At 57.6% G+C, this 21,541-nt stretch carries 20 protein-coding genes; 7 read left to right on the top strand and 13 right to left on the bottom strand.

The genetic code is table 11. From position 1 onward, the window contains the following. Positions 1 to 35: 35 nt before the first annotated feature. The 7 genes from gspF to gspG form a co-directional block, all read right to left on the bottom strand. On the bottom strand, positions 36 to 1,247 hold the full coding sequence (gene gspF / locus HU755_RS02570; protein ID WP_186630492.1) for a type II secretion system inner membrane protein GspF: 1,212 nt from the start codon (positions 1,245 to 1,247) through the stop codon (positions 36 to 38). Then, a complete protein-coding gene (gene gspE / locus HU755_RS02575) occupies positions 1,247 to 2,653 on the bottom strand; it encodes a type II secretion system ATPase GspE (protein ID WP_186620086.1) in 1,407 nt (468 codons plus the stop codon). Before gspE ends, gspF begins: the two co-directional genes overlap by 1 nt. A 205-nt stretch (positions 2,654 to 2,858) precedes the next feature. Continuing rightward, the gene (gene gspD, locus HU755_RS02580) at positions 2,859 to 5,234 is read right to left on the bottom strand and encodes a type II secretion system secretin GspD (RefSeq protein WP_186630493.1); all 2,376 of its coding nucleotides are present in this window, start codon (positions 5,232 to 5,234) and stop codon (positions 2,859 to 2,861) included. Next, positions 5,231 to 5,779 (bottom strand): type II secretion system protein GspM, encoded by a 549-nt coding sequence (gspM, locus tag HU755_RS02585; protein WP_186630494.1) that lies wholly within the window; start codon positions 5,777 to 5,779, stop codon positions 5,231 to 5,233. Before gspM ends, gspD begins: the two co-directional genes overlap by 4 nt. After that, positions 5,772 to 6,947: a type II secretion system protein GspL gene (gspL, locus tag HU755_RS02590; protein WP_186630495.1), complete on the bottom strand. Its 1,176-nt coding sequence runs from the start codon at positions 6,945 to 6,947 to the stop codon at positions 5,772 to 5,774. The genes gspM and gspL overlap by 8 nt, the downstream gene beginning before the upstream one ends. Continuing rightward, positions 6,944 to 7,903 (bottom strand): type II secretion system minor pseudopilin GspK, encoded by a 960-nt coding sequence (gspK, locus tag HU755_RS02595; protein ID WP_186630496.1) that lies wholly within the window; start codon positions 7,901 to 7,903, stop codon positions 6,944 to 6,946. Before gspK ends, gspL begins: the two co-directional genes overlap by 4 nt. Before the next feature lie 8 nt (positions 7,904 to 7,911). Then, positions 7,912 to 8,370, bottom strand: a complete 459-nt coding sequence (gene gspG / locus HU755_RS02600) for a type II secretion system major pseudopilin GspG (protein WP_186630497.1) — start codon at positions 8,368 to 8,370, stop codon at positions 7,912 to 7,914. Between the two features lie 148 nt (positions 8,371 to 8,518). Here gspG and gspI point away from each other — a divergent pair, with 148 nt between their 5' ends. The 4 genes from gspI to HU755_RS02620 all read left to right on the top strand — a co-directional run bounded on the left by gspI (position 8,519) and on the right by HU755_RS02620 (position 12,463). Continuing rightward, positions 8,519 to 8,905: a type II secretion system minor pseudopilin GspI gene (gene gspI / locus HU755_RS02605; protein ID WP_186630498.1), complete on the top strand. Its 387-nt coding sequence runs from the start codon at positions 8,519 to 8,521 to the stop codon at positions 8,903 to 8,905. A 217-nt stretch (positions 8,906 to 9,122) separates the two neighbouring features. Further along, the gene (locus HU755_RS02610; protein ID WP_186630499.1) at positions 9,123 to 10,226 is read left to right on the top strand and encodes a hypothetical protein; all 1,104 of its coding nucleotides are present in this window, start codon (positions 9,123 to 9,125) and stop codon (positions 10,224 to 10,226) included. A 2-nt stretch (positions 10,227 to 10,228) separates the two neighbouring features. Then, positions 10,229 to 10,798: a LemA family protein gene (locus tag HU755_RS02615; protein WP_159245424.1), complete on the top strand. Its 570-nt coding sequence runs from the start codon at positions 10,229 to 10,231 to the stop codon at positions 10,796 to 10,798. 318 nt (positions 10,799 to 11,116) lie between these two features. Further along, the gene (locus HU755_RS02620; RefSeq protein WP_186630500.1) at positions 11,117 to 12,463 is read left to right on the top strand and encodes a HEAT repeat domain-containing protein; all 1,347 of its coding nucleotides are present in this window, start codon (positions 11,117 to 11,119) and stop codon (positions 12,461 to 12,463) included. Positions 12,464 to 12,683: 220 nt separating this feature from the next. Here HU755_RS02620 and HU755_RS02625 read toward each other — a convergent pair whose 3' ends face one another. Continuing rightward, positions 12,684 to 13,043 (bottom strand): DUF6124 family protein, encoded by a 360-nt coding sequence (locus HU755_RS02625; protein WP_186630501.1) that lies wholly within the window; start codon positions 13,041 to 13,043, stop codon positions 12,684 to 12,686. 520 nt (positions 13,044 to 13,563) lie between these two features. On the opposite strand from HU755_RS02625, the gene HU755_RS02630 reads away from it, so the two are divergent. Then, on the top strand, positions 13,564 to 14,994 hold the full coding sequence (locus HU755_RS02630) for an IS1182 family transposase (RefSeq protein ID WP_186630502.1): 1,431 nt from the start codon (positions 13,564 to 13,566) through the stop codon (positions 14,992 to 14,994). 214 nt (positions 14,995 to 15,208) lie between these two features. Here HU755_RS02630 and HU755_RS02635 read toward each other — a convergent pair whose 3' ends face one another. The 5 genes from HU755_RS02635 to HU755_RS02655 all read right to left on the bottom strand — a co-directional run bounded on the left by HU755_RS02635 (position 15,209) and on the right by HU755_RS02655 (position 20,027). Continuing rightward, the gene (locus tag HU755_RS02635) at positions 15,209 to 15,967 is read right to left on the bottom strand and encodes a hypothetical protein (RefSeq protein WP_186630503.1); all 759 of its coding nucleotides are present in this window, start codon (positions 15,965 to 15,967) and stop codon (positions 15,209 to 15,211) included. Positions 15,968 to 16,143: 176 nt separating this feature from the next. Next, positions 16,144 to 16,611: a hypothetical protein gene (locus HU755_RS02640; RefSeq protein WP_122411577.1), complete on the bottom strand. Its 468-nt coding sequence runs from the start codon at positions 16,609 to 16,611 to the stop codon at positions 16,144 to 16,146. 475 nt (positions 16,612 to 17,086) lie between these two features. Further along, complete coding sequence (locus HU755_RS02645) at positions 17,087 to 18,334, bottom strand: hypothetical protein (RefSeq protein ID WP_186630504.1); 1,248 nt, start codon at positions 18,332 to 18,334, stop codon at positions 17,087 to 17,089. Positions 18,335 to 18,841: 507 nt separating this feature from the next. Further along, on the bottom strand, positions 18,842 to 19,279 hold the full coding sequence (locus tag HU755_RS02650) for a type II secretion system protein N (RefSeq protein ID WP_186630505.1): 438 nt from the start codon (positions 19,277 to 19,279) through the stop codon (positions 18,842 to 18,844). Positions 19,280 to 19,712: 433 nt separating this feature from the next. Then, positions 19,713 to 20,027 carry a hypothetical protein gene (locus tag HU755_RS02655; RefSeq protein WP_186630506.1) on the bottom strand — a complete coding sequence of 105 codons (315 nt, stop codon included), beginning with the start codon at positions 20,025 to 20,027 and terminating at the stop codon, positions 19,713 to 19,715. Between the two features lie 435 nt (positions 20,028 to 20,462). Between HU755_RS02655 and gspH the strand changes: the two genes are divergently transcribed. Both gspH and HU755_RS02665 read left to right on the top strand, forming a co-directional pair. Then, complete coding sequence (gene gspH / locus HU755_RS02660) at positions 20,463 to 20,909, top strand: type II secretion system minor pseudopilin GspH (RefSeq protein ID WP_186630507.1); 447 nt, start codon at positions 20,463 to 20,465, stop codon at positions 20,907 to 20,909. Then, the gene (locus HU755_RS02665; protein WP_186630508.1) at positions 20,906 to 21,514 is read left to right on the top strand and encodes a prepilin-type N-terminal cleavage/methylation domain-containing protein; all 609 of its coding nucleotides are present in this window, start codon (positions 20,906 to 20,908) and stop codon (positions 21,512 to 21,514) included. The genes gspH and HU755_RS02665 overlap by 4 nt, the downstream gene beginning before the upstream one ends. Positions 21,515 to 21,541 lie beyond the last annotated feature (27 nt).

Consider the following 21,541-nt stretch of genomic DNA (forward strand, 5'->3'; position numbering starts at 1 on the left):
CGCGATAGCGCCAGCCCAGCCACCACCCATTCGGCCTATTGCACGAGTTGGTTGATCTCAATAATCGGCAACAACACCGCCATCACAATCACCAGCACCACCCCACCCATCACCACAATCATCAATGGCTCGAGCAGCGCAGTCATGCCCATCGCCCGCCGTTCGATATCCCGCGACAAGGTCTGCGCCGCCCGCTCGAGCATCGGCGGCAACGAGCCGGTTTTTTCGCCGCTGGCGATCAGGTGGATCAGCACTGGCGGGAACACATTTTCCACGCGCAACGCGGCCGCCAGATTCACCCCCTCGCGCACCTTGGCCGTGGCCTCGCTGACGCTCAGGCTCAAGCGGTCATTGGACAGCGTCTGCCGCGCTGCCTCCAGGGCGCGCAACAACGGCACCCCGGCGCCGCCGAGAATCGCTAGCGTCGAGGCGAAGCGCGCGGTGTTCAGCCCGAGAATGAAACGCCCGAACAGCGGCAACTTCAGCACCCGGTGATGCCAGCTCAAGCGCGCCGCCGGATTGCGCAAGTACAACCGCCAGCTCCAGAACGCCCCGGCCATGAGCGCCGCGCACAACCAACCCCACGCACGGATGAAATCACTGGCGGTGAGCATCGCCAACGTCAGACCGGGCAAATCCTGCCGCGCCTGGGAAAACGCACTGACCACCTGCGGCACCACATAGCTGAGCAGGAAAATCACAATGCCGATCGACACCAGCCCGACCACGCCGGGATAGATGAACGCCGTGAGAATCTTGCCGCGCAGGTTGTTGCGCTCCTCGATGTAATCGGCCAGCCGCTCCATCACCTGGGCCAAGTCGCCGGACTCTTCGCCAGCGGCAATCAGCGCGCGGTAAATCTCGGGAAAATCCCGAGGCCGCGACGCCAGCGATTCAGCCAGACGCATGCCGCTGCGCACATCGCTACGCACGGCACTGAGGGTCTGGGCGATGTGCTTTTTCTCGGCTTGCTCGACCGTTGCACTCAGCGCGGCTTCAAGCGGCAGACTGGCGCCGAGCAGGCTCGCCAATTGCCGCGTGGCCCAGGCCAGATCGTTGTCCGACAGCCGCGCGCTGAACAAACCGCCGCCGGCCTGCCGAGCGACATTGCTTTCTTCGTGCACCGACAGCGCCGTCAGGCCACGTCCGCGCAAGGCACTGAACGCCGCGCTCTGGCTGTCGGCCTCAAGGTGCCCGGACTCAATCTTTCCGCTCGCGTCGGCGGCTTCAAAACGATAGCGATTCATCAGGCGTCCCGTGTCACGCGAAGGATTTCTTCCGGCGCGGTGGCACCGCTGCGAATCCAGCGTTCACCGTCCTCACGCAGGCTGAACATTCCTGCTTTGGCGGCAGCGGCGCGCAAAGCCTGCTCCCCTGCCCCTTGATGAATCAGCGTGCGGATGTCGTCGTCGATGCAGAACAATTCGTGAATGCCGGTGCGACCGCTGTAACCCGTTTGATTACACGCCGCGCAGCCGACCGGACGCCATGTGCCGGGCGTGGCCGGGTCTTCCTGTTTGCACTGATTGCACAGGCGCCGCACCAGGCGCTGCGCAAGTACACCGAGCATCGATGAGGCCAGCAGAAACGGCTCAACGCCCATGTCGACCAGACGGTTGACCGCCGACACCGCATCGTTGGTGTGCAGCGTCGCCAGTACCAAGTGACCGGTCAGCGAGGCCTGCACGGCGATTTGTGCGGTTTCCAGATCGCGGATCTCACCGATCATGATGATGTCCGGGTCCTGACGCAGAATCGCCCGCAGCGCCAAGGCAAAGGTCATGTCGATCTTGGCGTTGACCTGAATCTGGCTGATGCCCGGCAAATCGTATTCCACCGGGTCTTCCACGGTGAGGATATTGCTGGTACTCGCGTCCAGCCGCGCCAGCGCGGCATAGAGGCTGGTGGTCTTGCCGCTGCCGGTCGGGCCGGTGACCAGCACGATGCCGTGGGGCTGGCGGATCAGATGATCGAGTTTGGCCAGTACCTGCGCGTCCATGCCCAGGGTCTCCAGTTGCAGGCGTCCGGCCTGCTTGTCGAGCAGGCGCATCACCACGCGTTCGCCATGCCCGGTCGGCACCGTCGAGACGCGAATATCGATCGGCCGCCCCGCTACGCGCAAAGCGATGCGACCGTCCTGCGGCAAGCGTTTTTCGGCGATATCGAGCTGCGCCATGATCTTGATCCGCGACACCAGCGCACCGTGCAAGGCCTTGCGCGGCGAGACCACATCGCGCAGGGTACCGTCGACGCGGTAGCGCACCACCGAATGGGTTTCAAACGGCTCGATGTGAATGTCGCTGGCCTCGTCGCGCGCAGCCTGAGTCAGCAAGGCGTTGATCATGCGAATCACCGGCGCACCGTCCTGGGTGTCGAGCAGGTCGGTGATTTCCGGCATGTCCTGCATCAGGCGGTCGAGGTCGACTTCGTTTTCAGCGGCACCCACCACCGCCGCCGCACTGCCGGTGTCGGCGTACGCAGCGGCGAGCAAACCGTCGAGCTCGTCATCGCGCACGCGCTTGATCTGCGCCGCACCAAACTGCCGGCGCACCTCGCTGATCGACCAGCCGGGCGTCGACGGGCACACCGTCAGCACGCCATCGCGTAACAGAACGCGCTGCGCCTTGGCCCAGGCGTAAGGCAATGCACTCATCGTCCATCCTCCACACAATCCACCGTGGCAATGGGATCCCCTGTGGCAATGCGATCCCCTGTGGCGAGGGGATTTATCCCCGTTGGGCTGCGAAGCAGACCCAAAACTTGAGAACCGGTTTCTATAGGTAAATCGCGTATGCCCGGTTTACGACTGCTGCGCAGCCGAGCGGGGATAAATCCCCTCGCCACAGTCATCATCTCAGTCAAAACCGGGTGCTCCCTTCAATCGGTACCGCTTTGATGGTGGCGCGTGGGCCGGTGGACGGGAGTGGCACGCCCTGCGCCGACGTCGGCAATTGCGGCGCCTGCATGTCCGGCATCGCCCAACTGCGCTCTGGCTGTAACCGGCCTTGGGCGCGGCGCATGAAGTCGTAGCGGTTGAGGGTGATGCTGCGCCCCGCGTCGCTGTCGCGGATGATGTACGGGCGCAGAAACACCATCAGGTTGGTCTTGGTGGTCGCCCGGCGTTCGTTGCGAAACAGCGCGCCGATTCCCGGAATCGTCGACAGCCACGGCACCGCGTCGTTGCTCTGGCTGTAACCGTCCTGGAGCAAACCGCCAAGCACCATGATCTGGCCGTCGTCGAGCAGAATGCTGGTGTCGATCGCACGTTTGTTGGTGACGATGCCCGCCGAGGTCACGCTGTTGGACGCGCGCTCATCAATGCTGCTGACTTCCTGATAAATATCCAGCTTGACCGTCCCGCCCTCTGAAATCTGCGGGCGCACATTGAGCTTCAGGCCCACCTCCTCGCGCGTCACAGTCTGGAACGGGTTGTTGCTGGTGCCCCCGCCGCCGGTGACGTAGCTGCCGCTGACAAACGGAATGGTCTGGCCGACAAAAATGCTCGCCGCTTCGTTGTCCAGCGTGAGCAGGTTCGGCGTCGACAGCACGTTGGTGCCGCCCTTGCTCTTCAGCGCCCGAGCCAACACTTTCAAATCCAGAATCTTGCCGATGCCGGGGATGTCGACGGTGCCGTTGACGTAACCGAGGTTCAACCCATGCGGCAGTACGTCGATGCTGGTTTTGCCATTGGTATTAAGACCCGAGCCGCCGAGATTGGCGCCACCGATCACGCCTTTGCCGCCAAGATTGCCGGTCTGCCATTGCACGCCGAATTCGCTGGCATCATCCTCGCCGACTTCGACGATCAGGCTTTCGATCACCACTTGCGCGCGGCGCTGGTCGAGCAAGTCGATGACTTCACGCAAGTTGCGATACAGCGGCTCCGGCGCAGAGATCAGCAAAGTGTTGGTGGTGGCATCGGCCTGAATCGTCACACCGCCAGCGCTGAAGGCAACGTTCTGTTCGCTGCTCTGCGTACCACCACTGCTGGCCGCGCCGCCATTGCCCTGCGCATAGCTGCCGCCGGTTCCGCCGCTGCCAGTCGTCGTTGAAGTGCCGGTGCTCGGCGTAGCGCTCTGGCCGTTCTGCCCGGCACTGCCGCCAGTGCTGCTGCCCATCGCGCTGAGCACCGAGCGCGCCGTGTCGCTGCTGCCGTTGTCACTCTCGCCGGTGAGCAAACCGCGCAAGGCTTGCGCCAGTTTCGCCGCCTGCGCATTGCGCAAATAAACCACATGCAGATTGCTCGGATTGCTCTGCGCGTTGTCGAGTTTGTAGATGAGGTTGCGCGCCAGCTCGGTACGCTCGGGGCTGCCGGCGCGGATAATGATGGTGTTCGAGCGTGGGTCGCCAATCACCGCGATTTTCTGCGTCGGGTCGTTGCCCGGCGCATCGAGCAGATCGGCGACCATCGGCGCGATGTCGGCGGCAATGCCGTTCTGGATCTGCACCACATCGGTGTCGATCGCACTCGGCGTGTCGATGCTCTCGATCAACTGTGCAACTCGAGTGAGGTTCTCGGCGTAGTCGGTGATCACCACAGTGTTGTTGCCCGGGTAAGCGTTGATCGGGTTGTTCGGCGAAACGATCGGACGCAGCACCGGAATCAGGTTCACCGCGTTCTCGTATTGCAGGCGAAACGTGCGCGTGAGCATGCCGTTGCCGGCCGGTTTGTCGGCGCTGTAGATCGGCCCGCCAAGCAGTTTGGCGTCGGCTTCGGGAACGACCTGAGCGACGCCGCCCACATCAACCACGCTGAAACCTTGCATGCGCAGCGCCGCGAGCAGCATGTCGTAGGCCTGCCGCGCTGGCACCTGACCTTCCGACACCAGCGTCAGCGTGCCCTTGACCCGTGGATCGACGAGAAATTGCTGCCCGGTGGCCCGCGACAGTGCACGCACCACCGCTTGAATATCGGCATCGACAAAATTCAGCGTCACCGGTTGCTCGCCCAACGGATTGCGGGCGACTGCGTTGCTCGGCGCCGCAGCACCACCGCGTCCACGCTGACTGATGTTGTGCAATTGCTTGGGCGCCGGTCGCGCCTGGGCCTGCGCCCGCTCGCGATCGGCCACCGCATCGCCGCTGCGCTGGGTGTTGGCCAACGGCCGACCGAGTTCACTGTCGACCAGCAGCGGCGGCTGATTCTGCGGCGCCGTGGTGCTGTTGCACGCGCTCAACGCCATCAGCAACAACGGCAGCGCCAGACGTGCCGGTTTGCAGCGTGACTCCTTCATGAAGCTTCCTTAGCGCCCTGCGCCTGATCCATGCGAACGGTGCCTGACAATGTGCCGGCGGTGACTTCGGTCGAGGCTTCGCCGGCGCGTTGCAGGCGCGCCTCGACCACGTGCAGAGAAAGTTGCGACGGCGTGCTTAACAGCCAGTCGAGCACGGCATCGGCCGGTGCGGCATCGAAGGTCAGCTGCCACGCGCCGGCCTCCCCGGCCTGTAATTGATAGTGCCCAGTCAGGCCGCCGGCCTGCAGCGTCTGCTCTAGCGATTGCGCCACGCTTTGCCCGTCCGGGCGCACGCTGACTTCTCGCAGCAACACTTCCAGCGCTTCGGCCTGAGCGCGCAACTTGGGGGTTTCGGCTTGCCAATAAGCAATTTTCTTCAACGGCGGCTGAATCAGCGCGACCCACAGCAACAGGGCCACCAGCGCTACGGCCATGCCGCCGACCATGCGTTTTTCCCGCAGCGCCAGCGGTTGCCAGCGGGCCTGCAACTGAGCGTTAACCCGTTGCCACTTGGCGCGGTATGTCGCCAGCGTCGCCCTATTCATCTTCTGCTCCGCTGCTGTCGTCGTTGTCGCTCGGGGTGGCTTCACTGGCCGGGCGCAACGTCCAGCCTGCTTCGTCGGCGGTGACGCTGATGCCGGCCTGCGCCAGGGTGCTTTGCCACGTCTGATCGTTGCCGCCACGGCGCGCATCGCTGAGCAAACCGAGTTGCAACGTACCGTCGACAAACGCCAACCGCTCGACACTGCCGGCCATAGACGGCATGCCGCTGCCGGCCTGTAACACCAGACGGTTGAAGGTCTGCGCCGGATCATCCGCCGCGCCCTTCTGCCGCACGGCCAATTGCTGACGGGCCTGCTGCAACGGGTTGAGAATCACCGGCAACTCGGGGAACGCCTGTTTCACCCGCAGGCTCATCCGGGCTTTCAATTGCTGACCCTGACTGGCTTCGCGGGCGGCGTACAGGTTCAAACCGATCACCCACACCGCCACGGCCAACGCTGACAAGCCGATCGCCCGGCCCCAGCCGCGATGTTCGGTCTGCTGCTGTTGAACGGCGCCATGCAGACCCCAACCGGGAAGCGGCCCGGTCCAGCGCTGCGCATCGAGCATCGGCAGTTCGGCGTCCATCGGCGGATGATCACCGATCCAGTGCAGCGTGGTGCCCGGTTCCCACACGACACCGGCGAGGCCGTCATCGAACAGCGGCTGCACTCGCGCCACTTGCACGCTGTCGCGCAGCAGCAAATGCCCGTCCTGCACGCACGCCACGCTGCCGGGCAGCACCGGCAAGCTGTACGGCGCCGGGTAGAGACCGCGCAGCGTCAGCCCGGCCTGTTTGAGTAACTGAGCAAACCGCAGCAACTGCTGCCGAGGTGCCCAGGCAATTTGCACCTGCCCGGCCTCGTCCCGAGGGCTGTGTGCGATGTGCATCTCGCGACTGTCACCGAGCATCAAGGCCTGCGCCGCACACTGCACCGCCGCGACCATTTTGTTGGCTGGCAACGGCGGCATATCGAGACTCGCCAACAGGCTGTCGGCCGGGTGGAGAAAACACAGCAGGGGCGGCGATTTCGACCGTTGCCCCAACTCGCCGAGACTGAGCCGTTCTTCGCGGCTGACCTGGCCCTGACGATCCAGCCAGGCGCAGTCCAACTCGCTGTTCAAATCGAGTTCCGCCAGCGGCGGTAATGCAACCTTCAACTGGGTCATACGCCCACCCGCGACCAAATCACTTGCGGCAACCGCTCCTGACTACGATGCAACAACGCCTCAAGCCTGACCCGACGCTGATCCCGCCGCGCCTCGCCGCGCAGACGAAACCAGTCACTGGTGATGCCGACTTTTACGCTGGTCAACTCCAGTTGCGGCATGCGCAAGCGGTTGACGAAATCGCCACGGTTGATAAACCAGCGCCCGGCATCGCGCTCATTGATCAAGGCCTGCGCACGCTCCAGCGACAGCCCCGGCACGTAAGCGGCCAAGACTGGCGCGGTGGCGGTGTTGCCGTTGAGCCACGTCGTCGCAGGAATCACGGTCAGGTATGGCGCCAGTTTGCCCATCACCGCTTCATTGACCCCGTCGACACTGCGCAGATCATCAATGCTGCGCAGCATCGGCAGCGTCGGTTTTTGCGGTTTGCGTGAAGCGTCCGGCGAGGTGATTCGGCCACTGTCAAAACCAGCTTTTGATGTCTCGGCAATCTGCGGATTCAGCAGTCGAGGGTAGGAAGCAATCACCCGTTGGCTGATGCGCTGACTCAGCCCGGCGTTGACCCCGATCAACTCGCACAAGCGCTGAAACGCCGCGACCTGCGCCTCGTCGACCCGCTCGTTGGCCACCAGATTGCGCAAGTTGAACTTGCCCTGCTCATCCTCCAGCCGCCCCTCGAAACCCTGCGCGCTCAAACGTTGCGCCCAAGGCTGATCGAGCCGGGTCAGCGGATCGCGCAGACGTGCGTCCCAGAGCAATTGGCGGCTGATCTCCAGCCCACCCTGCACCACCCAACGCCCCTGCACGCGCTGCTGATCCGCCTCCAGCGCACGGGTCGCCACACTCTGGCGCGTCAACATGCCCGCCGCGATCACCGCCACAACAGCCGCAATCAACAACGCGCTGATAATCGCCATGCCCTGTTGCTTCGCCCCATTGAGCGAACGCGTGTTCATCGCCAGCCTTACAGCTGCCAGGAACCGATATCGGCATTCACACCGTCGCCGTCAGGCTGACCGTCGGCACCGAGGGAAAAGATGTCGATCTCGCCGTTGGCGCCCGGGTTGAGGTACTGATAAGGACGGCCCCACGGGTCATTCGGCAAACGCTCAAGGTACGAACGCCAGTTGCTGTTCTTCGCATCCGCAGGCCGTTCAACCAGCACTTTCAAGCCCTGATTCATGCTCGGGTAAGTGCCGTGGTCGAGGCGATACAACTTCAACGCCTGCATCAACCCACCGATATCCTGCTTCGCCGCCGTCGCCCGCGCCTGATCCGGCCGGTCCAGCACCTTGGGCACCACCATCGCCGCCAAAATCCCCAGAATCACCACGACCACCATGATCTCGATCAGCGTAAAACCCAGCTGCCCGCGCGGTTTGCGCAACGGTTGATGAAGCGGTGTGCACGGTGCGATATCCATCTCGACATTCCCTGACTTGATTCGATTTCGACGCGCAGTGTTGCAAGAAGATATGTCAGGGATGTTGAAAATCCTCGGGTGTTTTGGTCGTCAAGCCGTCAAGGACGGGGGTTAGCGTCGAGCGCTGGGTTTTGGTTTTGGGCCATGTATGCGTGCGCGTTCGCGAGAGGAAGGATTCACCCTGATTGAAGTGCTGGTGGCACTCGCGATCATCGCCGTCGCCATGTCCGCCGCCGTTCGCGTCGCGGGTTTGATGACGCAGAGTAATGGGGTGTTGCGGGATAGATCGATTGCGCTGATTGCGGCGCAGAGTCGGATGGCTGAGTTGCGTCTGGAGGGGCGATTACCGAATGGGATGAAGGCTGTTGAATGTGATCAAGGAAGATTGTTGTTGCGCTGCGAACAGGTGATCGCCAGCGCAGAGAACGGACGGCTGCTCAAGATTGGAATTCAAGTATTCGACCGCAACCAGGATGCGCCGCCGTTGGCCAGACTGGAGACCCTGTTGTCACGGCCGGGAAGCCCCTCACCCTAGCTCTCTCCCGAGGGAGAGGGCTGGGGTGAGGGTGGCTTTTACCCCCCTCCCAGAACAAACATTTCCAAATACTGAGACAGGCCAGAAGCCATCATTGCCCTGACAATGCTATCGTCCCCTCCTTTTTCAAATTTCTGACAGATTATGAATAGCACCAAATCCTCAATCCGGGCGGCGGCTCCCGCGCCAGGCATCCCTGAATCAATGGATACCTGACATGCCCAACACATCGCAGAACGCGAGATTAAAAAAGTTGCTGGCTGTGAGCGAGGCCAGTGTTGAAAGCGCCGAATCCAACACCGACCTATTGAACGTGATCCAAGACTTCGCCTCGTACAATGGCCCGCTCGAATTCGATCGAACACGCGCATGGTGGTTTTTCGGCACTGGCCTTTTATTGATCGCAAGCACTGTGGCCCTCTACTGGTTTGAGAACACCTACAGCGTCGTTTATTTTTTTTACCGGCTGCAACTTGATCCCGACTTTTACGCCATGGTGCCTAGTTTGCTCGGCCTGGTGATTGTCGTTTGGAGTCTGGCATGGATGAATTCCAAATCTGGTCGCTTGCCTTCGCTCAGCAGCAGAATTGCTCAACTGTCGTCCTTCTTTCACAACGGTTTGATCTTCCTGGAAGAAGATTCGGACCGAACCCTCAACAGGCTGGATGCGCAATTTGGTGATTACAGCCGGGGCAACTACAGCCGCAAGTTGGTTGAATCGATTCAGGGTGTATTCACCGGCACGCTGCGCAAAGTCCCGTACACGTACCGCCAGTTGCACTACGTCAACAGACGCACGGTGCACACCACGGTGACCGACAAAGATGGAAACAAAAGAACGGAGACGCGCGTGGTGTACGACCACTACGACCGGTACAGCCTGGTCATCGACTTTCCATGGGTGACCGGTATATCCGTCAGATCTGATGATCAGTCAGAGAACGACTATTCGTGGCCCATGGACACGGCTTCTCTGGATTTCAACAAAGCATTCCGGTTGACGGGCCAGAGCGAGATACTGTGTGCAAAATTCATCAAGCCTTCGACAGTGCTGCACTTGCTGAAGCTATTCGACATTCTCCATCGTCCCAACCTGGAGTTCTCCGACAATGGAAAACTCTGCCTCAGCTTTGCAAACAACGACCTGTTCACGTTCGGTACGGAGTATTCGCTGACTTCACCCAACGAGTTTTACGCAGAAATTGATGCCGGTATCGAACTGCCGCGCCTGATGTCTGTGCTCCAATGGAGCCATGAACTCAGTGAGCTGCACGATGACAACTTCAGCTCCCTTCCTCCTGTAAACCGCCAAGAGAAATAAGCATGGACATTGCACTCATCCTCGTCGCTGTTATCGCTGTCGTCATCGTCATAGTGGGCTTCAGCATCTACAACGGCATCATCGGGGGCCACAATCGAGTACAACGCGCCTGGTCGGACGTTCTCGTTTACGAACGCCAGAAGACCAAAGTGCTCGACCAGCTTCAAAAGGTGCTTGGAGACTTTATGGTTTATGAAGCCAGTCTCCTGGAAAAAATTACCGGCCTGCGCAGCGCGATCAACGCCCTCCCCGCCGGCGCAAACGGCAATGCCCTCGCGACCGTTGAAACCGCCTCGCGGGAGCTGATGGGTGGCTTGCGCATCGCTTTCGAGGCCTACCCTGACCTCAAAGCATCAGAAGCGGCGAACAACATGATGCGTGAAATTGCCGAACAACAAGAGAACGTCGGCGCAGCCATCACCATCTACAACCGCAACGTCGAGCTGTTCAACAACTCCATCGAAATGTTCCCAGGCTCGGTCGTCAATGGCCTGTTCAACAAGAAAACTCGCGTAACACCGTTCTCGGATACCGAAGCTTCACAGGGTTTCTCTTACACACCGAATATCTGAACTGAGTCATGCGCCAAACCATCACCCCCAAGGGTGATGGCTGACCACCTCTCTACTTAACCGGATCTATCGCTGATTTTACCAAGCTCGACGCTGAAAGCAGAAAAGGTGGGGATCTCAGCCTAGTCTACGACTCTGTAATCAGCACCAACCCCTGTGGGAGCGAGCCTGCTCGCGAAAGCGCCAGAACAAACGACAAATCAACCCGCTGGCGCCCCCGCACATCACAACTCGAGAATTTTGCCCGCAAGAGCAAGTCGCGTAGGCTGCTGCTTTTGCACAAACAATATGCACCCGCAAGGACGCACAGGACTGCCCATGAACACGACACAAGACTGGCTGGCACGGTTGGCACGCAATCAAGGACAGCTTTCCCATTATGAAAACTATCGGCGCAACGAGGCGCTGGAGATACTTGCTCACTTCAATAACACCGGCACATGGGCAGACGTGAGCAATCACTCCAACGGCTTCGTCCGGGAAGTCGCTGTGCGAGAACTGTGCAGGCAACCGTCCTCCGAAGCATTAGCAGTGTTGATCGAGCGTCTGAACGATTGGGTCCCTCAGGTTCGCGACTTGGCAGCGGAAGGCCTGAAGCACTACCTGTCTCCAGCGCACACCCAGGCATGGTTATCCGCACTGGAACCCTTGATCGCATTGGCAGCGCAACGCCGGGTCGACCACGCGCAGACACTGTCGACGGTCCGAGCGATGCTGCAATCGGTGGACTGCTGGAATGAGGTCTACGCCGACTTATTGAATCGCCAGGGCAAAGCCGCGCGCTACCTGTTTACGCTTTTGCTTGAAGCCCCCGAGATTCCCGAAACGCTGATACGCAGCGCGTTAGCTCATCGCGAGTTGACCGTACGGTTGATGGCGGTGTCGGCGAGTCTGACATTGCCGGCGACCCAAAGTCTGCCGTTGCTCCTTGACGCCATGTCGAGGCCCGGTGCCAAGATCCGCGTACGCGTGCTTTATGCGCTGCTACCGCTGCTCTCAGATCCAAAACCTGTACTGCGCGAAGCGTTGATAGATGCTTCACCGGCAGTACGTAATCTGGCGCTTTGGGCTGCGCCTCGTAACGATGTTGATGCTCATGCATTCCTGACCGAACGCTTAAGTCAGCCTTTGCCCGCATCGAAACAACATTGGCTGGGCGTGCTCGGGCTCGCTACAGAACTGGCTGTCGATTTGCCAGAGCGATGGCATACACCCGCGCTGCGCTCGACCTATGTGACGGTGCGACAGGCAGCAACACGCTTGCTTCGCGATGATCAACTGCCTGAGCTGTTCGAAGCTCTCAATGATCCATCGGAGAAAGTATTTGCGGTGGCGATAGCGCAACTGGACAAAGTATCGTGGCCTTTGCTGCGCATCGGATTGATGACCAAACTCGATACAGACTGGCACGAGTTAACGTTAAAGCGACGCCGCGCCATTTTTGGTCTGGTCCCGACATGGCAACAACTTGGTTACCTGTTGGAGTGCCTCGACACCGGGCACGCCGGACAAACTTATTGGCTCGGCCAAATCGATGCGTGGTGTGACAGGCAGTATCTCGTTGTCGATCCGGTAACTCCCAAGACCGATCGCGCCGCATGGCAAGAAAAGCTTCGTGAATTAACGGCAAATGGGCAGATCCGCTGGGGTACGCGTTTGTCGTGACTCGGTTCAACAGGCCGATCGCAGCCATCGGCAGCGCCTAAACGGGTAACTTCGTTCACGTGGCCGCGCAGGTGCCGTCGCCATTGCTGCCAGCAAGCTCCCAAAGGTTCAACGTCGTACGTAATATCTGTGATCAACATAAAACCCTGTGGGAGCGAGCCTGCTCGCGAAAGCGCCAGAACCAACACCAAATCAGCCCCTGGCGCTCCGAACACCTAGATCAACCCGGCAACTCCAGATTGTCCAGCGCCCGATTCACCGCCAACTCCCCCAACATGATCAGTTGCGCAACCCCCAACAACGCCCGACGCTGCGGCGCCGGCAACAGACTGGAAATGTCCTGAGCAATCGTCTTCGCCGAAGCAAGCGTTTCACTGGCATCGGCCAGCAGTTCTTCATTCTTGGTATCCGCCGTTACCGCATACATTCCACGGGCCTTACGTGGCGGGGGCAGGAGATTGGGTGGCGAGAGGTAATGATCGAGCGCACGGTCGGCGGCTTCGTGGAGTTTGTTTGAATCGACGGATTCGTAAGGAGACGTGGGATCGGTTTCGGGCGGGTTGGGTGTTGGTTTGATCATGGTGAAGCTCCTTGATGACTGGAGCCGCCACCGTTCGCGGTCAAACAAACAGGGTGGCAGCTGTACGCGGGTTGACCGACCGGACATCAAGGAATCCGGCACACCCGAAGGTGTCCCACGCACAGCCACCGCAACAGAATTTCAGACAATGCCTGAACACGTGCAGAACGCTGGCGCGCCTTGATATTGGGCGGACGGTCAAATCCGATCGCTGATTCGTCAGCGACCGCACCACAATAGAACCCGCCCCCAAGGCGCACAAGCCGGCGGATTCTGGCGTAGCTGTAGGCAAAGGCGCAAGGATATGTAGCCTGAGAGAGTGTCTGGGGATGTCTTTTTAAACATTTGTGTATAAAGGCGCCATTGCGTCAGGTACACACCGGATAAATCCATCTCGTATCCCGCCTTTTGAGTCTCCTTCAACGGGTGAAAACGATGGTAGCTATCGGCCCAGAGTGTGTAAAAACGCTTTCGCAAACCCTTGCTATGATTTCTGAGGATTTCATCGCAGGGACCGCCCATGAAGCGCTTTATCCAAGGTGAACATCGAGGCCAAGGTACCTTCCTTCCGGAGAGCCTCGACGATTACGTCAGCGATACCAATCCGGTGCGCGTAGTCGACGTCTTTGTCGACGAACTCGACCTGGTCAAACTGGGTTTCGAGGGCGCCATACCGGCTGATACTGGCCGGCCGGCTTACCATCCCGCGATCCTGCTGAAGATCTACATCTACGGCTATCTAAACCGCATTCCATCGAGCCGGCGTCTTGAACGAGAAGCCCAACGCAACGTCGAGCTGATGTGGCTGACCGGGCGTTTGATACCCGATTTCAAGACCATCGCCAACTTCCGAAAAGACAACAGCAAAGCCATCCGAGGCGTCTGCCGCCAATTCGTGGTGCTGTGCCAGCAGTTGGGACTGTTCGGAGAAAATCTGGTCGCCATCGACGGCAGTAAATTCAAGGCCGTCAACAACCGCGATCGCAATTTCACCAGCGCCAAGCTGAAGCGGCGGATGGAAGAAATTGAATCGGGTATCAATCGGTACCTGACTGCGCTCGACGAAGCCGATCGGCAAGAACCCTCGATCGCTCAGCCCAAGGCTGCCCGTCTGCAAGAGAAAATCGACAAGCTCAAAGCTCAGATGAAAGAGTTACAGGTCATTGAAACTCAGCTCAACGAATCACCGGATAAACAGGTCTCACTGACCGATCCCGACGCCCGTTCCATGATGACGCGCGGCACTGGAATCGTCGGTTACAACGTGCAGACAGCGGTCGATACCCAGCACCATTTGATCGTTGCCCATGAGGTTACCAACGTCGGTTCCGACCGTGATCAACTCAGCGCGATGGCCAAGCAGGCCCGCGAAGCGATGGCGTCAGAAACGCTTTCGGTAGTGGCTGACCGAGGTTACTTCAAAAGCGAAGAAATCCTGGCTTGCCACGATGCAGGCATCACCGCCTATGTGCCCAAGCCGATGACCTCTGGAGCCAAAGCAGACGGGCGTTTCAATAACGATGCCTTCATCTATGACGCGGCAAAAAACGAATACATTTGCCCGGCTGGAGAGGCCCTGATCTGGCGCTATACCAACGTTGAAAAAGGCCTGGCGTTGCACCGTTACTGGAGTTCGAAATGCCGGGGTTGCGCAATGAAACCGCAGTGCACACCGAGCACGGAACGGCGGGTTCGACGCTGGGAGCATGAAGCCGTCCTGGAGGAAATGCAGAACAGGCTGAGCAACGCGCCGGAAATGATGCGGATCCGAAAACGGACTGTTGAGCATCCCTTCGGGACGCTCAAACAATGGATGGGTGCAACGCACTTCCTCACGCGAAAGCTCATCGGGGTCAGTGCAGAGATGAGTCTGAACGTGCTCGCCTACAATTTGAAAAGGGTCATGAAAATCATCGGCACCGCTGATTTGATGAAAGCGTTAGCGGCGTAAAAACCGCTCTTTTTGCCCCGCCCAAAGGACTTTAAGAGGCTGCTGAGTCGTTTTGACTGCTCCTGGAAGCGTCGTGATGTTGATCAGTTTGCGAAACGAAAGCACGGGCTGCTGACGTCGATACAGAAAACTCAATCTGACGTTTTTACACACTCTGGGCCAAAAGCAGCCGTTGCAGAACCAAAGCTCGGAGGCTGTTAATCGCGCCATTATTTCAATTTTTTGGACTCGCATCCAAGAGGCTGCCAAGCAATCGTGGGTCAAACCAAGTCGTCTTATCCACCGAAATATTCAATCGGCTGGAGCCTGGAGAAACCAGCACGCCAGGCTGTAGCCTCCAATTTGAAAAACCTTCAATAAATTCTTTTAACTTGTGAGGCTTTTCTTTTTTGTATGGGATAATCAAATAGAACCAGTAGCTATTTATGGCAATCAAGCGAATCATAAAGCGATTAGCTAATACTCCATCGTATCCAATATCCGCGCACCTTAAAACTTCGGGCTTAACGATCCTGCGCGATTCGACATCCAGGCTATACTCTGTTGAATCAGTCACAATTTGGAGTCGCAACATAATATCGCCTCGATGAGTGCCTTTAAGCATGTAATTAATAAATTTCTGATGAGTCTTGACTACCTTGTCACTCCCGGATGATCGAGCAGAATTGAAAGATATTTTTAATAGCACCCGCAGCAACATATTATAGTCGTAAGCTAGCCCGGCCCTACTTCCTGCAGGAATTATATTCTCAAGTTGAGAGTCATACAATTTTGCCAGGTATTCGTCCAGCTTGCTCAGGGCGCCATTATTGCACCTCGCACACACATCCTTTATTACAGCCTCACCTTTGTAAAATGAATTAGTAGCTTTGTTGTATGTCAGGAAATCAGAATTTCTTTCTATTAAGGATTTTGGCCAAATATGCTCTTTGGTGAGCTTCTCAGCACTGGCGCAATAGCTGCACGACTTCATCTTGACTTCCCTATGCACGAGAGGTTTGAGTTGGTAAATGAATCGCCCTTGGTCTGGTAGACACCTCGAACGGTTGCAAAGGGTCGAAAGAGGCCGGTCGTGACAGACCGCTAACGACCCATAGCTGCCGCTCGATAGTTAACGATAACGACCGAAGCATTGACCGGGAGCAGGGCTCAATGCCAATCCTTGGGGTCGCTCTGGAATAATTCTAGTTCAAGCCGACGAAGTTCCTCAAAGCCAGAAGATCTAGTCTTGATCTCAATCCACGCCCGCGCGAATGCCGGTAGTTTTAGGTTCGCCTCAATTCCCTCCGACCAACTTTTCCATACATCCGGAGTAATTCGCCCATGCGCCCGGAGCGAAGTTTGTTCATTGGTCAAATCGACATAGCGATACAGCTCATCGAAGGCTTCTTCGTATTCAGAGTCAGTTAGGATCTCTCCCATTAAAGCCTTCTTCGGCAGCTCTCCGGCCAATTCGCGGTATTCCTTTCCCAATGAATCTTCAAACTGCAACTGCGCAATCTCACGACTCGTCTTTAACTGGTGTCGTGCGTACCATACGCCGATCGCAGCTACGCAGGCTGCAAGAGCCGAAACTGCGTTACCTACAGCGCTAACGATATCAGTTACATTTGACATGTTTCCCTCTTACTATAATAGTGCACTTATGAACATGCATTTAAAGCGCCGATACTCAAAGCGTTGCAGTCAGCTTAATTTCAATGGGTGCCATTGTCGTCGAGTTCAGCCTATATTTATGCTGCGTGAACGCCGTTATCAATCATGTTCAGAGAAACAAAGGATATCCCTAGTTGTGAGCCATGCCAGCTCCGATTGCAAAGTAGTCTCAGCAGGCAACGCGTTTTCTGCATCCATTCGGCAGGGCTTGCTCCATCGCTGTCAGGAAGCACGCACGGCTGCCCTACTTCCCCTTACCGGCATATTCGATATCGGAGAAGACCATCTACTTATCCTCAAAGCTTACTGAGGCGGCTGAGCGGAGGCCACTTCAGCACAGGTCGGTTACAAGTGCTGACTTGATCGGAGTTACCCGTCTTACATAGTGGATATGCCCACTTGCTAGCAATGGGCTGCAATGGGCACGACCCGAGTATCATCGGGGGTCAAATAGAGTTTTGATCTGCGCTATTGGATAGTCGAGCCGATCACTGTAAAATGCTGCAAGCGTGCAATATTCTTGTTGAGAGGCGTCTATTCTGTACGGGATGAATACACTCTCAATAGATAGTTCGATACTATTCGTAACTATAAGCATCAGCGCATGATCTTTAGTAAGCAGTTTTTCTGAAAGAAGACGATATTTATTTTGGGGTTCAAATGCGGTATTAATGGGTTCGATCGTATCGTTGATAAACTGCAGGGCAAGTGCGCCAGGACGTTTACCTGTTAACTGTTTATTTAATGCTCGCTTGGATAATTTCTCAACTTCCGTCCAGATCCGGACATCTCCAGCGTACACAACCCTAATACCTTTCAACCTGTCTTCTGGGCTATGACACGCTACGAAAGCAGCTACTGAGCCAGGTAGCGACTGCGCAGCGTTAACACACGCGTCCTCATCCATAGGGTCGCCAACCAAAGGACAGAAGTCTTCAGAGACAGAGAATCCGGCGCATTCTAAATTGCTTCCCTTGGCTTCGATCTCGCTGGCTAAATTAACAACGAATGTCTGAAAGCTCTTTTCGTCCGTGGGCACGGATTCAGTCAAGGTAATGGTCAAAATGCTTGCGAAATCTTTCTTGGCTGGGAGAAGCCTTCCCAGCGAAATTTTTTCCAGCAAAGCACCTATCAAACGGTGCCCGTCAGCAAGGCGTACCGCAAATCCTTTATCGCCTGCGAAGGACTTGCACTCAAGTTCAAAGGGCTCTAGGCCTCTAGGCGGATAGACCAATAAGTCGAAGGTCTCCTTACCCTTGCTTTCTTCTGGCCAATCGATAGTGCATCCCCTAGACTTGAGCACATATGCCATGTAGAGCTCATACTGCAAAGCACGCATATCGCTAGAGAGCTTGAATGCTCCCTCAAATCGTTTTTTCAGTTCCTTTGGCCCCGGCTCACCACGATCGACAGCTTCGCAGAGTTCTACTACCCGCTGAACGAATAGCATAGTCTGATACATTGTGTTCCATTCGTAACCTGCACTTAGTGCGTACTTATGCCTCTCCCAGAACGTCAGGCCAAAAGCGACAGAGCTATCTAATTCCTCTTGGCCGCCGCGACCAGCGAACTGCTTTGATAGTTTATTAATATTTTCTACGACTTTAAGCCAAGGTTTGGCTGGATATAGATTAGTCAGCCGGTTATAGATATCCGGAAAACCTAATATGGCAAGGGTGATCAAGGCGTTGTTTCCTTACATCAGCATTGGATCCGGGCGCAGCCTGAAGGGTCGCGCATCCCGAATCGCACTCTACCTCAGGGAACCTTGATACGCCAAGGTCGGTGCTGGAGGGGATTTCGATGTCTAGGCCGCGCCGACACATACGCTTCTCGGGACGCAGCATCCATCAACTTGCGTCCCCGCGCCCCCGGAAGCTCCACAACAGACAGAAGCGGCAGGCTAAATCCCTGAGGAAAACACCTCCGGGATATTCTTTTAGATGGCTGTTGCCTCCAGGACTCCTCAAGCGAGCCTGCGTCAACCGGATCGAAACCTACCTGATCTACAAAAATCATCACTGTTTCTTTAGCTTTCTCATCGTCACCCGCTACCGCCGCTGCCAAACGACCTGAATTGCCCTGAGTTTTCATAGACACATCGACTGGCTACTTCTGGCCGGTAGCGGATACTCGAACTACTCTCCTTTGGGTAAAGCAGACGAAGGCCTCGGATTGTCTGTTTTCTATTCTACAACCCAGACCTTGTTAGCGTCGGCATCTCAACCCCCTCCGCCAACCTCTCCACCCCCAACCTGACCCTCTCCCCACCCCGCTCAATCACCACCCCATCCCCCTCAACCCCCACCAACCTCACCCCCACCCCAACCTTCTCCCCCACCAAAAAACTCCTCGGCGGCCCATCGTTCAAACTCAATATCGCCACCGCCCCCCGGCTACCCGCCATCACCCCACTCACCGTGATATCCACCGGCGCCGTCTCATTGGAAAACCACTGCAACGCCGGACTATCACTCCTCGCCGCCAGCACCTGCGGAGCCACTACCGGTGTATGCGACTCAGCGGTGGTCAGCAGCAGCGACGACCACGTCGCCACGCCAACCAGCGCTGCAATCAGCGCCAATGCCTGAACCATCTGCGGTGGGGAAAAGCGTGTGGTGAGCATCATGGGCTGAATCTCCTTTTTATCCCTGCTGCCAGCCTACGCGGCAATTCTCTCCGTTTTATTTCACACGCCTTACATGTTCGCCGGGCACGATTGGGTGGGACGCCAAGGAATGCGCGGGTGATGAGCAGGCAGCAGGGTTTACGTTGATCGAGTTGATGGTGCTGCGGGTGATCATCGCCGGGGCCGGGTTGAGCGCAGCGATGAGCGTTCGATCGCCCTGATTGCGGAGTCCATATGGCCGAGTTATGCGGATGTAGCGCTATGGACAGGTTGTTGCCTTGGCGGCGAATAGGCGGTGGCTCAAGGTTGACACGCAAGTGTTTGACCGTAGCCAGGAGGCGCTACCGTTGGCCACACTCGATACCTTGCTGAGCCGCCCATAAAGCTCCTGAGCCTGACCCTTATATTTAGAAGATCAAGCCGGGAGCCAATTTTAAGCTTTTGGAACCACAGTGAACCGCCATGCCGGCGACACGACTCCCGAACCGTATAACGCTTTGGCTGTAATGGAGTGCAAACCCAGGCTCAAATCTGTCAAAGGAAAGATCCAGATACCCGTTGAATCGACCAAGACTTGACCCTTGGCTACCGTACCATCGAACACTTCAACTTTCTGCTCTTTTTCCGCTGTACCGGTAATAGTAACCCTCGTCTCGTTGATTTCAGCACCATTTGGAATTTGTATACCGCTGGCTGTTTCGACCTTAACGATAGAGAGTGCGATTGCATTGGATTGGGACGTCGACATGGTGAAAACTCCGATAGTGAAATAAGTGTGGCGGAGTGATTCAACCCTGAAAGACGCAAATGCACACCTGTCAAACCTGACAGGTACCCGTGCTTTAGCGACGAACGGTCCTCACCACTCCGGGCCCGTCAGGATCGGGTCGGCACGGCAACCCTGGCTCTTCCGGCAACGTATCCATCACCAACCGGAGCGTCTCCCTACTGCCTCACCATCGCATTACCCTCCACTACTAGCAGCAGCAACGACCACCAGGGCAGCGAGCAGTGCCAGTGCCTGGGCCGTTTGCGCTGGGGTAATCCGTGCGGTGTGTTTCATGGGTTGTCGCTCCTTGTTGTCCCTGCTGCCAGCCTACGCGGCAATTCTCTCTGTTTTATTTCACATGCCTTACATGTTCGCCGGGCACGATGGGGTGGGACGCCAAGGAGCGCGTGGGTGATGAGCAGGCAGCAGGGTTTTACGTTGATCGAGTTGATGGTGGTGCTGGTGATCATAGGGATTGCCAGTGCGGCGATCAGTTTGAGTATCAAGCCTGATCCGTTGCAGTTGCTGCGCAAGGATGCCGAGCGGGTGGCGCAGTTGCTGCAAGTTGCGCAAGCGGAGGCCCGCGCTGATGGACGGCCGATTGTTTGGCTCAGTGATGCCAAGGGGTTTCGGTTTAGTCGGCGTAGTGACAGTGGAAAGGGGTTTGATCATTTTGCTGGGGATGCGCAGTTGCGGCCGCGTGCTTGGCAGAGTCCGAAGGTGGAGGTGCGGGTGGAGCCGAAGCAGAAAGTCGTGCTGAACGCTGAGTGGATTAATCCGCCGCTGCAATTGACGTTGTCGGATGGTTTGAATCGGTTGAGTGTGCTGCGTGATGGCAGCGGTCGGATCAGTCTGCAATGAGGGGCCAGGACGGTTTTACCCTGATTGAGGTGATGGTCGCGATTCTGCTGATGGCGGTGGTGAGTTTGATTGCCTGGCGCGGGCTGGACAGTGTGACGCGGGCGGACAGTCATTTGCAGGCGAGTAGTGAGCAGAGTGACAGTTTGTTGCGGGTGTTGAATCAGTTGCAGCGGGACGTGGATATGCGTGCGGGGGTGGAGTTGAGCGAGCCGCGCAAAGTCGGGGCTGAGGATGAGGCGCCGACTGCGCCGCCGGCGGTGACGGTGCGCAGTAGCGACAGCAAGGGGTTTCGGCTGGATATTATTCGCAGTGCGGCGGATCAGCCGGGGGCGTTGCAGCGGGTTCGGTGGTGGGTCAAGGGCGACACATTGTATCGTGCGGTGGCTGAGGCGCGGGGTCGGTATCCGTTGCCGGCGCCTGGGAATGGGGTTGCTGTTTTGGATGGGGTGAGTGATGTGCAGGTGCGGGTTTGGGAGGTGGATAAGGGATGGCGGCAGTTGAGTAGCAATCGGCGGGAGGATCCGTTGGGGTTGGAAGTATACCTGACCCGCCAAACACCCCAAGGGCCTGAAAAATACCGTCAAGTGATTGGTCCACTGCAATAAACCAGCATCACCGCACGAGCCCGAGGG

The organism is Pseudomonas sp. SWRI111 (assembly GCF_014268555.1).
GTDB classification, from domain to species: domain Bacteria; phylum Pseudomonadota; class Gammaproteobacteria; order Pseudomonadales; family Pseudomonadaceae; genus Aquipseudomonas; species Aquipseudomonas hamedanensis.

Bases quoted from the DNA above. Each gene is read 5' to 3' on its own strand.
- gspF (WP_186630492.1), bottom strand. From the start codon at position 1,247: ATGAATCGCTATCGTTTTGAAGCCGCCGACGCGAGCGGAAAGATTGAG.
- gspE (WP_186620086.1), bottom strand. From the start codon at position 2,653: ATGAGTGCATTGCCTTACGCCTGGGCCAAGGCGCAGCGCGTTCTGTTA.
- gspD (WP_186630493.1), bottom strand. From the start codon at position 5,234: ATGAAGGAGTCACGCTGCAAACCGGCACGTCTGGCGCTGCCGTTGTTG.
- gspM (WP_186630494.1), bottom strand. From the start codon at position 5,779: ATGAATAGGGCGACGCTGGCGACATACCGCGCCAAGTGGCAACGGGTT.
- gspL (WP_186630495.1), bottom strand. From the start codon at position 6,947: ATGACCCAGTTGAAGGTTGCATTACCGCCGCTGGCGGAACTCGATTTG.
- gspK (WP_186630496.1), bottom strand. From the start codon at position 7,903: ATGAACACGCGTTCGCTCAATGGGGCGAAGCAACAGGGCATGGCGATT.
- gspG (WP_186630497.1), bottom strand. From the start codon at position 8,370: ATGGATATCGCACCGTGCACACCGCTTCATCAACCGTTGCGCAAACCG.
- gspI (WP_186630498.1), top strand. From the start codon at position 8,519: ATGCGTGCGCGTTCGCGAGAGGAAGGATTCACCCTGATTGAAGTGCTG.
- HU755_RS02610 (WP_186630499.1), top strand. From the start codon at position 9,123: ATGCCCAACACATCGCAGAACGCGAGATTAAAAAAGTTGCTGGCTGTG.
- HU755_RS02615 (WP_159245424.1), top strand. From the start codon at position 10,229: ATGGACATTGCACTCATCCTCGTCGCTGTTATCGCTGTCGTCATCGTC.
- HU755_RS02620 (WP_186630500.1), top strand. From the start codon at position 11,117: ATGAACACGACACAAGACTGGCTGGCACGGTTGGCACGCAATCAAGGA.
- HU755_RS02625 (WP_186630501.1), bottom strand. From the start codon at position 13,043: ATGATCAAACCAACACCCAACCCGCCCGAAACCGATCCCACGTCTCCT.
- HU755_RS02630 (WP_186630502.1), top strand. From the start codon at position 13,564: ATGAAGCGCTTTATCCAAGGTGAACATCGAGGCCAAGGTACCTTCCTT.
- HU755_RS02635 (WP_186630503.1), bottom strand. From the start codon at position 15,967: ATGAAGTCGTGCAGCTATTGCGCCAGTGCTGAGAAGCTCACCAAAGAG.
- HU755_RS02640 (WP_122411577.1), bottom strand. From the start codon at position 16,611: ATGTCAAATGTAACTGATATCGTTAGCGCTGTAGGTAACGCAGTTTCG.
- HU755_RS02650 (WP_186630505.1), bottom strand. From the start codon at position 19,279: ATGATGCTCACCACACGCTTTTCCCCACCGCAGATGGTTCAGGCATTG.
- HU755_RS02655 (WP_186630506.1), bottom strand. From the start codon at position 20,027: ATGTCGACGTCCCAATCCAATGCAATCGCACTCTCTATCGTTAAGGTC.
- gspH (WP_186630507.1), top strand. From the start codon at position 20,463: ATGAGCAGGCAGCAGGGTTTTACGTTGATCGAGTTGATGGTGGTGCTG.
- HU755_RS02665 (WP_186630508.1), top strand. From the start codon at position 20,906: ATGAGGGGCCAGGACGGTTTTACCCTGATTGAGGTGATGGTCGCGATT.